The sequence below is a fragment of the Phaeobacter piscinae genome, assembly GCF_002407245.1.
GTDB classification, from domain to species: Bacteria; Pseudomonadota; Alphaproteobacteria; order Rhodobacterales; family Rhodobacteraceae; genus Phaeobacter; species Phaeobacter piscinae.
The window spans coordinates 865962-878292 of the sequence record NZ_CP010681.1 but is presented as its reverse complement, the minus strand read 5'-3'; the positions used below and the strand labels follow the sequence as shown (position 1 = coordinate 878292).

Annotated in this window: 11 protein-coding genes; 3 read left to right on the top strand and 8 right to left on the bottom strand. The window is 62.3% G+C overall.

The window, feature by feature from the left end:
• Window positions 1-93: 93 nt before the first annotated feature.
• On the top strand, window positions 94-1230 hold the full coding sequence (locus phaeop14_RS04035) for a polysaccharide biosynthesis/export family protein (RefSeq protein WP_024097976.1): 1137 nt from the start codon (window positions 94-96) through the stop codon (window positions 1228-1230).
• Window positions 1231-1234: 4 nt separating this feature from the next.
• Complete coding sequence (locus phaeop14_RS04030; protein WP_096788823.1) at window positions 1235-3265, top strand: capsular polysaccharide biosynthesis protein; 2031 nt, start codon at window positions 1235-1237, stop codon at window positions 3263-3265.
• A gap of 43 nt (window positions 3266-3308) precedes the next feature.
• Here the strand turns inward: phaeop14_RS04030 and ribD are convergent, their stop codons facing one another.
• The 5 genes from ribD to phaeop14_RS04005 all read right to left on the bottom strand — a co-directional run bounded on the left by ribD (window position 3309) and on the right by phaeop14_RS04005 (window position 6404).
• Window positions 3309-4388: a bifunctional diaminohydroxyphosphoribosylaminopyrimidine deaminase/5-amino-6-(5-phosphoribosylamino)uracil reductase RibD gene (gene ribD / locus phaeop14_RS04025; RefSeq protein WP_096788822.1), complete on the bottom strand. Its 1080-nt coding sequence runs from the start codon at window positions 4386-4388 to the stop codon at window positions 3309-3311.
• 38 nt (window positions 4389-4426) lie between these two features.
• Window positions 4427-4894 carry a transcriptional regulator NrdR gene (gene nrdR / locus phaeop14_RS04020; protein ID WP_014873994.1) on the bottom strand — a complete coding sequence of 156 codons (468 nt, stop codon included), beginning with the start codon at window positions 4892-4894 and terminating at the stop codon, window positions 4427-4429.
• Between the two features lie 120 nt (window positions 4895-5014).
• Window positions 5015-5431, bottom strand: coding sequence for a secondary thiamine-phosphate synthase enzyme YjbQ (locus tag phaeop14_RS04015; RefSeq protein WP_096788821.1), 417 nt, complete (start codon window positions 5429-5431; stop codon window positions 5015-5017).
• 40 nt (window positions 5432-5471) lie between these two features.
• Window positions 5472-5960, bottom strand: a complete 489-nt coding sequence (locus phaeop14_RS04010) for a hypothetical protein (protein ID WP_096788820.1) — start codon at window positions 5958-5960, stop codon at window positions 5472-5474.
• Window positions 5961-5993: 33 nt separating this feature from the next.
• Window positions 5994-6404: a hypothetical protein gene (locus tag phaeop14_RS04005; RefSeq protein ID WP_096788819.1), complete on the bottom strand. Its 411-nt coding sequence runs from the start codon at window positions 6402-6404 to the stop codon at window positions 5994-5996.
• Window positions 6405-6663: 259 nt separating this feature from the next.
• On the opposite strand from phaeop14_RS04005, the gene phaeop14_RS04000 reads away from it, so the two are divergent.
• Window positions 6664-7338 carry an SDR family oxidoreductase gene (locus tag phaeop14_RS04000; protein ID WP_040173653.1) on the top strand — a complete coding sequence of 225 codons (675 nt, stop codon included), beginning with the start codon at window positions 6664-6666 and terminating at the stop codon, window positions 7336-7338.
• Window positions 7339-7443: 105 nt separating this feature from the next.
• On the opposite strand, the gene phaeop14_RS03995 is transcribed toward phaeop14_RS04000, so the two are convergent.
• The 3 genes from phaeop14_RS03995 to dnaG all read right to left on the bottom strand — a co-directional run bounded on the left by phaeop14_RS03995 (window position 7444) and on the right by dnaG (window position 12330).
• Window positions 7444-7743 carry a hypothetical protein gene (locus tag phaeop14_RS03995; protein WP_040173656.1) on the bottom strand — a complete coding sequence of 100 codons (300 nt, stop codon included), beginning with the start codon at window positions 7741-7743 and terminating at the stop codon, window positions 7444-7446.
• Between the two features lie 218 nt (window positions 7744-7961).
• Window positions 7962-9950: an RNA polymerase sigma factor RpoD gene (gene rpoD / locus phaeop14_RS03990; RefSeq protein WP_040173658.1), complete on the bottom strand. Its 1989-nt coding sequence runs from the start codon at window positions 9948-9950 to the stop codon at window positions 7962-7964.
• A 130-nt stretch (window positions 9951-10080) separates the two neighbouring features.
• On the bottom strand, window positions 10081-12330 hold the full coding sequence (gene dnaG / locus phaeop14_RS03985; protein WP_096788818.1) for a DNA primase: 2250 nt from the start codon (window positions 12328-12330) through the stop codon (window positions 10081-10083).
• Between the last annotated feature and the right edge of the window lies 1 nt (window position 12331).

Below are 12331 nucleotides of genomic sequence, written 5' to 3'. Positions count from 1 at the left end.
GCCACATCTCTAAGGCTGGATTTTTTCAAGACACTGCGCTAGCTTGGCCCCAAAACTTGAGGCAAAACAATAATAGGTCGAGGAGACCGAGCAGTGAAAACCGTTCCCTTTCAATGGGCGCGACCGGTTGCGATTCTGGCCGCAGTCTCGCTGGCAGCATCCTGTGGCCTTCCCCAGGTCGGCCCGAACAAGCGTCAGATCTACGCCGGTTCCGTGCAAAAAGAAGGCGATGCCTTCATCGTCTCGGTCAATGACCGCGTCACCCGTGCAACCGCTGTTGTGCCGGCGCTTGGATTTTCTGACAGTTTCCGCAGCGCCGGTCGGCTGACCTCCGATGTGATCCGCCCCGGCGACGTTCTTGGCCTCACGGTTTGGGAAAACGTCGACGACGGGTTGCTGGCGGCTGAAACAACCAATGCCACGGTTCTGGAAGAAGTCCAGGTCGACAGTGCCGGCTTCATCTTCGTCCCCTATGCTGGGCGGCTGCGCGCCTCGGGCAATACGCCGGATCAGCTGCGCCGCACCATCACCAAGAAACTGGAAGACCAGACCCCGGACCCACAGGTTCAGGTACGCCGGCTTGCAGGCGATGGCGCAACCGTCAGCCTGACCGGGGCCGTAGGTGGGCAGGGCGTTTACCCGATTGAACGCCCCACCCGGACGTTGGCGACCATGCTGGCCCGTGCAGGCGGCGTCGCGATTGAGCCTGAAAACGCCCAGATCACCGTCATTCGTGGCGCCGAGCGTGGCACCATCTGGTTCCAGGATCTCTTCAAACATCCAGAGCTGGACATTGCCCTGCGCGGCGGGGACAAAATCCTGGTGGAAGAGGACAGCCGCTCCTTCACCGCATTGGGCGCCACCAGCGCGCAGGCGCGCGTCCCGTTTGAAAGCCAGAACCTCTCCGCGCTTGAAGCGATTGCGCAGGTCGGCGGTCTGGTCTCCACCGCGTCGGATCCCACCGGCGTCTTTGTGTTGCGCAATGAACCTGCTGAAATCGCCAATCAGGTCTTGGGGCGCAACGATCTGATCGGCGCGCAGCGGCTGGTCTATGTGCTGAACCTGACCAAACCCAACGGGCTGTTTGTGGCACGCGACTTTGTGATCCGCGATTCCGATACGCTCTACGTGACAGAGGCGCCCTACGCCCAGTGGACCAAGACGATTTCCCTGCTGGCCAGCCCGCTGGCCCCCATCGCCAGCGTCGAAAGTTTGGCCAGCGGCGGCTGATGACATGACGGGACAATACCCGACGACCAAGGCCGGGGGCGCGCGCTCCCGGCTTTTTTATTACAACGCCGGCTTCCTGCGTCAAAAGCGGCTGCGGCGCATCCTGTCACTGGCCGGGTACGACCTGCGCCTCGGCAAACCAACCGCCGATGATCTGGTCGCGGTCTGGGGCAATGCTGATACCGCCCATCGTGGCCATGCTGTGGCTGAGGCCCACGGCTGTGAGCTGTTGCGGGTCGAGGACGCTTTCCTCCGCTCGATCCATCCCGGCCGCGCGGGAGAGCCGCCATTGGGACTGTTGCTGGACCGCTCCGGGTTGCATTTTGACCCTGCAACCCCCTCCGATCTGGAGCAGCTGCTGGCCTCGCATCCGCTGGATGACAGCGCATTGATGCGGCGCGCCCGGCGCGCCATCGCGCGACTGCAAGACGCCCATCTGAGCAAATACAACGCCTATTCACCGCAGGCTCCGGTCCCCGATCCCGGTTACGTGCTGGTGATTGATCAGGCTCGTGGTGATGCCTCCGTCCGTGCCTCGACCCCGTTCGAGGGCACCGATCACGCGCGATTTCAAGAGATGCTCTATTACGCCCAGGACGAACATCCGGGCGCCCGTATCATCATCAAATCCCACCCAGAAGACCGCGCAGGCCACCGCCCCGGCTACTACAGCGCAGCAGACGCGCAGGGCCGGGTTGAAATCCTTGACGCGCCGGTGTCGCCCTGGGCGCTGCTGGAGGGCGCAATCGCTGTCTATACTGTATCGTCGCAAATGGGGTTTGAGGCGATCCTCTGCGGCCACAGGCCCCGTATCTTTGGCCAGCCCTTCTACGCTGGCTGGGGCCTCAGCGAAGATGAATTCCCCATCACCCGGCGTCAGCGCCGCCTGACCCGCGCGCAGCTGTTTGCAGCCGCGATGATCCTTTATCCCACATGGTACAGCCCCCATCACGACCGCCTGTGCGAGCTGGAGGAGGTGATCGACGCGCTGGAGGCAGAGACCCGCGCCTGGCAGCAGGACCGCGTTGGATGGATTGCCTCTGGCATGCGGCTCTGGAAACGCCGCCCGCTACAGACTTTCTTTGGCCGCTACCGGCGCCTGCGGTTCAGCAACAGCGCCAAGACGGCGAAGGCCAGCGGGCGCAACTGGATGATCTGGGCCGGGCGCACCAGCACCGGGCAATCTCCCGGCGCGCATCGTGTCGAGGATGGCTTTCTGCGGTCGCGCGGCTTGGGCGCGGATCTGATCCCGCCGCTGTCATTGGTGGTGGACCGGCAGGGGATCTACTACGACCCCCACCAACCCAGCGATCTGGAGGATCTGATCGCCGCCCGCGCCACCCTGACGCCGGAGCAGCAACAGCGCGCAGAAGCCCTGACCCAGCGACTGGTGCAGGACAGCCTGTCGAAATACAACCTTGGCGGCACGGTGCCGGACCTGCCGGAGGGGCATCGGGTGCTGGTGGTGGGACAGGTGGCCGATGATGCCTCGGTGCGGCTGGGCTGTGAGAAAATCGCGACCAACGCCGATTTGCTACGTGCCGCGCGCGCTGCAAATCCGGACGCGGTGCTGATCTACAAACCCCACCCCGATGTAGAGGCCGGACTGCGTAGTGGCAGCATCGCCGCAGAGCAGCTGGCGGATGTGGTGGTTCCCGACAGCGATCCGATGGCGCTCTTGGATATGGTACATGAGGTCTGGACGATGACGTCGCTGATGGGGTTTGAGGCCCTGCTGCGCGGGGTGAAGGTCACGACGGTTGGCGCGCCCTTCTATGCCGGTTGGGGGCTGACCACGGATCTGGGAGCCGTCCCGGTGGCCCGCCGCCGTGCACGCCCCTCGCTGATGGGGTTGGTGCACGCCACGTTGATCGACTACCCGCGTTACGTTGATCCAATCAGCGGCCTGCCCTGTCAGGTGGAACTGGTGGTCGAGCGACTGGCCAAAGGAGAAATCCCCGAACCAAGCGCCGCCAATAGAACACTCGCCAAGCTTCAGGGTCTGCTGGCCACCTACGCCCACCTGTGGCGCTGATCTGCGCGCGCTGAGGGGGCCTTTTGGCGGTGGGCGCCTGCCCCTACTCGCGCAGGGAGCGCGTCCAGCGGTGCTGGATATCAGCCCCGACCGGGCGAACATCCAGCAAATCAAAGCGCGGCGCCTCGGCCAATGTGTCCAGCCCGAGGCCGCCGATCGAAGACAAGCCATCGCCGCCGATACCCAGCCCTGCGGTGAACCCGATCAGCTCATCCACCAGATCCTGCGCCAGAAGCGAGGCCGCAAGCGCACTGCCCCCCTCGCAGAAGACCCGCGTCAGCCCGGCCTGTCCAAGTTGCTGCAGCACGTCGCCCGCGTCCAGCTGCAACCCGTCCGCCGCGCAGGGCAGCAAGACCGCCCCCAACCCTTCCCAGGCGCGCAGGCGTTCAGCGTCGGCTCCAGCGCCGTGGCAGATCCAGACCGGAATGTCGCGCGCACTGCGCGCCAACTGTCCCATCAGCGGCAGATCCAGATGACGCGAAATCACCACCCGCACCGGCTGATGGGTCACGCCAAGATCCCGCACCGTCAACGACGGATCATCAGCCCGCGCGGTACCGCCGCCCACCATCACCGCATCGTGGCGCGCCCGCATGGCATGTACGGCCCGCCGCGCCTCTGCCTCGGTGATCCACTTGCTTTCGCCTGTTGCGGTGGCAATACGCCCGTCAAAACTGCTTGCCAGTTTCAGGGTAACAAAGGGACGTCCCTGTTCGGTCTTCAGGAAGAACCCGGCATGATCCCGCGCCGCAGCATCTGAACAGACCCCGGTGGTGACCATGACCCCTGCGTCACGCAACATCGCAAACCCATGGCCTGAGACGCGCGGGTCGCTATCCTCAATCGCGGCGACAACACGCGCGACACCGGCGTCGATCAAGGCCTGCGCACAAGGCGGTGTCTTCCCGGTGTGGGAGCAAGGTTCAAGCGAGACATAGGCGGTTGCGCCGCGCGCCAACGCCCCGGCCTGTTGCAACGCCTGTGGTTCAGCATGGGGACGCCCGCCCGGTTGCGTCCACCCACGTCCAACGATGCGTCCGTCGCGCACAATCACACAGCCCACCGCCGGGTTCGGCCAGCAGTTCCCCTGCCCGCGCCGCCCCAGCGACAATGCCAGCGACATGAACCTCGCGTCCTCGGGCCGCGCCCGCTCTGCGGGGCTCACTCTTCCGGCGCCACCGGCGGGCGCAGCTCGTGAACGAAATCCTCGAAATCATCCGCCGCCTGGAAATTCTTGTAAACGCTGGCAAAGCGCACATAGGCAACGGTGTCGATCCGGGCCAGCGCCTCCATCACGATCTCACCAATCTTGCTGGACTGAATATCGGTCTCGCCCATGCTTTCCAACCGCCGCACGATCCCCGAAATCATCTGGTCAATGCGTTCCGGCTCAATCGGGCGTTTCTGCATGGAAATACGGATCGAACGCTCCAGCTTGTCGCGGTCAAAATCTTCACGTTTTCCATTGGTCTTGATCACAACGAGATCACGCAGCTGCACCCGCTCGTAGGTGGTAAACCGACCGCCGCAAGCCGGACAGAACCGGCGCCGGCGGATCGAGACATGATCCTCAGCAGGGCGCGAGTCTTTTACTTGGGTGTCGATATTTCCGCAAAATGGGCAGCGCATCAGCTGTCCCCCCTGTTCCAGTCCGCCGGTCAATGGGACGCCGCTGCGCCCTTATCCACAACTATATGGCAGCCTCTAGGGTTTGGGTAGAGGTGAATTGCGACCACAAGATGCCGGGGCCTAGACCAGATGCGCGATCAGCCTGCGGCTGTGCGGCGCGTCGCGATGCTCGAACAGGTAGATGCCTTGCCAGGTGCCCAACGCAGGGCGCCCATCGCGCACAGGGATGGACAGGCTGACCGGCAACAACGCTGCCTTGATATGGGCGGGCATGTCGTCCGGCCCCTCATAGGTGTGACGCAGATAAGCCATCGACGGGTCAGAGGCCGGAGGCACCAAACGGGACAGATAGGCCAGCAAATCGCCCTGCACCTTCGGATCAGCGTTTTCCTGGATCAACAGCGAACAGGACGTATGCTGCACAAAGAGCGTCAGCAGCCCTTGGCTGCGCCCGCTCTCCTGCACCCAAGGGGCGATCTGATCGGTTATATCATACAGCGCCTGGCCACGGGTTGTGACGGTAAACTCTGCCTGCATGGCCTCTGCCCCTGGTCCTGATTGTCTTGATCTGGGCGCCTTAGTTGCGGCTGCGGAAGGGGAAAATCCAATCTTCGCATTTGCCATAAGCCGCATTGGCGCGGAACGCATATCCCGGCGTCAGGATATCGCCGGTCCAGTTGCCGGTAAAGGGCGTCACCCCGGCGGCCTCCGGATCCAGCGTGAAGCGCACGGCAGAGCGGGCACCAGTGGTGGCGCTGGGGCCGATACCGTCCACGGCGTAGATCTTCGTCTGCCAGGACAGCCCCAGGGATTTGCGCACATAGTCTCCGGCAGCACACCAATAGTCTGATTTCAGGGCTCCGGCCCGGCCAATCACCTCAAACTGCCCGGTCCCGGCGGGCACCACCTCCAGCCGGTTGATGGCGCGAAAGGCGAAGGCCGGTGTCGACAGGGCGATCAGAACCAGCCCGGCGCCTAGGGGTCCCAGAATCCGTCCACCTGAGGTGGGAATAGTGCGGCCCGCTACTTTGGTAAGGCGGGAGGTGAAACGGGAAACAAAACGCATGGGCAACCTCCTGGTCCGGGGCCACTGTGATCCTCAGAAGCGGGTGAAAGCGGTTGTGCATTGGTGGTCAGCCTGCTGAACACTCAGCCGGTCGCCGACGCGATAGGCGTTGGTCCGCTTCAGCCAGCTGTCGCCACGCTCGCTCGCAACCGGTGTCAGCGTGAAATGCACGGTGGATTTGCGGTTCACCGCCACCCCGGCGCCCAGGCCACGGGCGACGTAAATATCCTGCCCCCAGCCAGCGCCCAATGCGCGGCGGGCGTAATCGGCAGCCCCACACCAGAACGCCGAACGAACAGCACCCTGCGGCGGGGCCACTTCGAACTGGCCATCAGACAGCGCAAAAACCCGCGCCCGGTCAGGGGTGACATGGGCTGTCGGCGCCGCCTCTGCACAAGCTGAGAGCGCAAGCGTCGCTGCAAGGGGTAAAGAAAGTAGTCGCATGATGCCAATCCCTGAATAAGTTGATCTGCCGCGCGTCCGGACTGAAACCCTCAGGCCAACGGGGCCGGCGCTGCAAAGCGTGCAAAATAGGTCTCAAACCTGAGATAGGAGGCCAAAGGCAGGATTCCAGATACCGAGCGGTGCGGCCAGTCACAACTGATCACTTTCACCGAGGCAACGCCACTTTGCCGCGGCGGCGCAACCAAACACCTGGTCACCGCGTTGAGCAGGAAACACCCCCAAGCGAGAGGATCTTTCTATGGCTCAGAAAACCCTGTTCATCACCGGTGCCTCCAGCGGCATTGGCGCGGCAACCGCCCGTGCGGCCCACAAGGCAGGTTGGAATGTCGGGTTGTTTGCCCGCTCCGAAGACAAATTGCACACCCTTGCTGAGGAATTGGGCGACGGCACCTTGGTCTTGCCCGGCGATGCAACGAAATTCGAAGATCAGGTTGCCGCCCTGCAGCATCTTCGCGACAGTTTCGGTCAGGTGGACGCTGCCTTTGCCAATGCAGGCACCGGACTGAACACACCCGGCACGGAGAAGGGGGACCCGTCAGAATGGCATGATATGGTGCATATCAATATCATGGCGCTGCTCTACACAGCCAAGGCCGCCCTGCCGCATCTGAAACGTCAAAAGGGCCACATGGTGCTGACCGGTTCCGCAGCCGGGCGGGTGCATATTCCCGGCTCAATCTACGGCGCCTCCAAATGGTTCGTCCACGGTTACGGCGGCAATCTTGCTGAAGAGATGAAGGAATGGGGCGGTCGCTGCACGGTGGTTGCACCGGGCATGGTGGACACCGCCTTCTTTGATGAGGCTAAGCCCGACAAGCTGAAACCCGAAGATGTGGCCGATGCTGTCGTCTTTGCACTGGAGGCTGATCCGCGCAACGCCGTGCGCGAAGTGTTCCTGATGCCCACCGGCTGACCCGACAGTCGCAGACCTTATCTGTAGCATACCATCCGGGCGTGGATCACATCCCGTCCGGGTGGTTGCAGCGGCATCATAAGTGCCGTCGGCAGAACGCGCGGCTTAATGGCGGCGTTCAGTTGGAAAGGGTATGATTTCAGCGGTTTGCCCTTCGGTCAGGGCCGTGGCCAACACATCCAGAACATCCGGGTCCGCCGCCTCACCTGCCTCTTCGCCGAAAGCGGCGCAGGCCCGGTCCATCAACATGGCGCGGGCAGCTGGGGCCTCCAGCTCCTCAAGCAACGCGCGATCCTTGCGCATAATATCCACCAAAAATGCATTCGCTTTGGTCAGCGCGCTGAGCGATCTAAGTTTGTCGTCCAACACGATGAGTGCATCGTTCAAATTCGAATTTTGCGGCATTGGACCCCCTCAGATATCGTGAAATTAGTATGTTGGTAACTTAGGTACTCGAAGGCCGAAAACAATTGCTGACCGTTAGGAATGGTTAACACACCAACCTGCCGGTATGTCGTCAAGCGCCCCATATTTCGCCCCGCATCCAGCGCAACCCTGCACACGCGCAACAAAAAAGGCGCCCCGAGTGGGACGCCTTTTTCTTTGATGCGGTTGCATCAATGTTACTGGTCGAGGAAGGACCGCAATTTGCGCGAGCGGCTCGGGTGCTTCAGTTTCCTGAGCGCCTTGGCCTCAATCTGACGGATCCGTTCGCGGGTCACGCTGAACTGCTGGCCAACTTCCTCCAGCGTGTGGTCGGTGTTCATACCGATACCAAAGCGCATCCGCAGAACCCGCTCCTCACGCGGGGTGAGCGAGGCCAGAACCCGGGTGGTGGTTTCCTTGAGGTTTTCCTGAATGGCGCTATCCAGCGGCAGCACGGCATTCTTGTCCTCGATGAAATCACCCAGCTGGCTGTCTTCCTCGTCCCCGATCGGGGTTTCGAGCGAGATCGGCTCCTTGGCGATTTTCATCACCTTGCGGACCTTCTCCAGCGGCATTTGTAGCTTTTCGGCCAGTTCTTCCGGCGTCGGCTCGCGGCCGATTTCATGCAGCATCTGGCGGCCAGTACGGACCAGCTTGTTGATGGTCTCGATCATGTGGACCGGAATACGGATGGTTCGGGCCTGATCCGCGATGGAACGGGTGATCGCCTGACGGATCCACCAGGTCGCATAGGTCGAGAACTTGTAACCGCGACGGTATTCGAATTTATCCACCGCCTTCATCAGGCCGATGTTGCCTTCCTGAATGAGGTCAAGGAACTGCAGGCCCCGGTTGGTGTATTTCTTGGCGATGGAGATCACGAGACGCAGGTTGGCCTCGACCATTTCCTTCTTGGCCTGGCGGGCCTCTTTTTCGCCCTTCTGAACCTGCTGCACAATGCGGCGGAATTCAGAGATATCCAAACCAACGTATTGACCGACCTGGGCCATGTCAGCGCGCAGTTCTTCAACCTTCTCGGTCGACCGCTCGACAAACATCTGCCAGCCGCGCCCGGGCTTCTCGCCCATCTCAGCAAGCCAGTTCGGGTCCAGCTCGCGACCGCGATAGGCCTCGACGAACTCACGGCGGTTGATGCGGGCCTGATCAGCCAGCTTCACCATGGAACTGTCGATCGACATGACCCGACGGTTGATCCCGTAGAGCTGGTCGATCAGCGCTTCGATCCGGTTGTTGTGCAGGTGCAGCTCATTCACCAGCAGCACGATTTCTGCGCGCAGGGACTGATAGACCTGCTCATCGCGGTCGCTGAAGGAGCCATCTTCATTCAGGGTGGCCGAAATCCGGCTGTCCTGCATCTCGCTCAGCTGTGCATAGTCCGAGGAGATCTGCTCCAGCGTGGTCAGCACCTTGTCTTTCAGCGCCGCTTCCATCGCGGCAAGGGACATATTGGCCTGATCATCTTCGTCGTCGTCATCGTCCTGGGCAATCGGATTGCCGTCGGCATCCAGCTCCGGGCCGGTTTCCTTGGCGGCGGGCTTGTTCGCGGCCACGGCGGAGGTATCCACCACCGGCTCGCTCACCTCGCCATCCTCATCCAGCTGGTTGCCGAATGTCGCCTCAAGGTCGATCACATCGCGCAGCAGAATGTCTTCGGACAGAAGTTCATCGTGCCAGATGGTGATCGCCTGGAAGGTCAGCGGACTCTCGCAGAGGCCTGCGATCATCGTGTTGCGACCGGCCTCGATCCGCTTCGCGATGGCGATCTCGCCCTCGCGGCTCAGCAGTTCGACAGATCCCATCTCGCGCAGATACATCCGCACGGGATCATCGGTGCGGTCCAGCTTCTCAGCTGCCGCCCCGGCCACCGCCACTTCGCGGTTGCTCTCAGTGGTCACCAGTTCGGTTGAGCCTTTCTGCTCTTCCTCTTCGGCTTCCTCATCCTCGATGATGTTGATGCCCATTTCGGAGAGCATGGACATCACATCCTCGATCTGCTCCGAACTTACCTGATCCGGCGGCAGGACCTGATTGAGCTGATCATAGGTGATGTAACCCTTCTCACGCGCTTCGGCGATCATCTTCTTGACCTGAGCCTGGCTCATGTCGAGAGAGATTTCGGGCTCCTGATCGTCAGGTTTGCGGTCGTCGGTATCTTTGGCGGCCATTCAATGCTCCTCGTAGGGGCTGGGGCGATTCGGTTTCGCGAATCATTATCGCGATCCGCTGATTCGTCACCCGGTTTACCCGTTTTTCTTTCGCTCTTCCTTAGCAAAACGACTCACTGCGGCGCAGCGGTCACTTCTTGGAGTAGCCAATTCGTTCCAACAGGGCTCCGAAAGCGTCGCGTTCCTCACGGTTCAGACGCGCTCCGTTCTCCCCCACATCATATTGCGCACGGTCTTCATTCTCGCTGCGCACGGCCTTGTTGCGGGCTTCTGCCGCCTGCCCCAGTCGCCATGTCACGGCTTCATCTGCCAGCCCGTCCAAATCCTCTTCCGCCTCGGCCAGTTCGGCGTCGAGCCCACGGCTCGCCTCCAGTTTGGCAAACTCCTCCGCCAGGGTCAGGCTGGCCACTTCAACGTCACCGGGACGGCGCAGACAGGGGCTGATTGCCACATGGCGAAGCGCAAAGAGGTTTTCAAGGGCATGCGCCCCGGCAGCTGCAGCTATTTCCTCTTTCAGCCGTTCGGGCGCATCCACGCCATGGCGCAGCACCAGATCGCGCAGCAGCGCGTGATCTGATCCTATACAGGCCATGCGCTCCAGATTGACCTCATATTTGGCGATGACGGCCGGGGTGGTGATCACCGTGGCCAGGATCACCGCCTCGCGCACCCGCACCAGCGACTCCTCGCTGCCACCGGCCAGCAGAGAGTTGCGCGTGGTTTCCAGCGGCTGCGGCGGGGCGTTCTTGCCCCGCCAGGGCATGCGCGTACCATCGCGAAACCCGCTGCCCTTGCGGGATTTGCCGCCCGCATAGCCACCTTGTTTGCCTGCATAGCCCTGACCGCCCGATGAGTCGGACCGACCGGCAGGCACACCCGCTGGCGCGGCCCCGGCATCGTAGGGTCCAGCATCATAGCCGACATCATGCCCCGGATCGTAGCCCGCCGGATCATAGCCCGGATCGTACCCAGCGTCGTAATCTGCCCCAAAACCGGGATCATCTGCGGGCCTGCTCCCCGGATCAAAACCAGGGTCAGGCGCAGCATCAAAGCCGAGATCCAGACCGGACCCGGCAGTATCCTCCCGCGGGCGCCCCCCGCGAAACAACTCCCAGCGTAGATCCTGCAGGTCCTCGCCATAGTGGCGGCGGATCGACGGATCGCGGATCAATCGGATCTTGTCGCGCAGCGCCTTGTCCAGCGCCGCCTTGCGTTCCGGGCTGTCAAACACCTTGCCTTCGGTCTCGCGCTGCCACAGCAGCCGCACCATTGGCATCGCCTGATCCAGCACCGCCTGCACGGCCTCGCGCCCTTCGGCGCGGATCAGATCATCCGGGTCCTTGCCTTCCGGCATAAGCGCAAAGCGCAGGGATTTCCCCGCCTCCAACAAAGGCAGGGCCAGATCGATCAGACGCATCGCTGCGCGCAGGCCTGCAGTGTCCCCATCCAGCGCAATGATCGGCTCATCCGCGATCCGCCACAGCATTTGCAGCTGGTTTTCAGTGATTGCCGTGCCCAAAGGCGCCACCGACGCCTCAAAGCCGCCTTCAGCCAGCGCAATCACATCCATGTAACCTTCGGCAACCAGCAGCTGGCCGGATTTCCCTGAGGCGGTGCGCGCAGGCCCGTGGTTGTAAAGGCTGCGCCCCTTGTCAAACAGCGCCGTCTCCGGAGAGTTCAGATATTTCGCATTGTCGCGCGGATCCATTGCGCGCCCGCCAAAGGCTATCGCCCTCCCGCGCGCATCACGGATCGGGAACATGATCCGGTTGCGGAAGGTGTCATAGGGTTTGCCGCCCTTGTTGGACGGTTTGGCAAGACCTGCCCCCATGATCAGCTCTTCCGGCACGCCCTTGCCGCGCAGCGCATCCCAGAGGTTCTGCCACCCTTCCGGCGCAAAGCCGATTTCCCAACGTTCCAGCGCGGGGCCACTCAGCCCGCGTCGCGCCAGATAGCTGCGCGCGCCCTCCCCGGCCCGCGTGTTGAGTTGCAGGCGAAAGAACCGCACGGCCTGTTCCATCACCTCGGCCAGTTGGGCCCGGTGATCCTGTTTCTGCTGCGCCCTTGGATCACGGGCGGGCATTTCCATCCCCGCCTCCTGCGCCAGAATCTGCACCGCCTCCATGAAGCCGACATTCTCGGTTTCCTGCACAAATTTCAGCGCGTCCCCTTTGGCATGGCAGCCAAAGCAGTAGTAAAACCCCTTGCGGTCATCGACGTGAAAGCTGGCGGATTTCTCATGGTGAAACGGGCATGGTGCCCACATGTCGCCCTTGCCCTGGTTCGATTTGCGCTGATCCCACATGACCTTGCGCCCGACAACCTGCGTGAGGCTGACGCGGGTGCGCAATTCGTCAAGGAAACCGGGGGGAAGCGACATC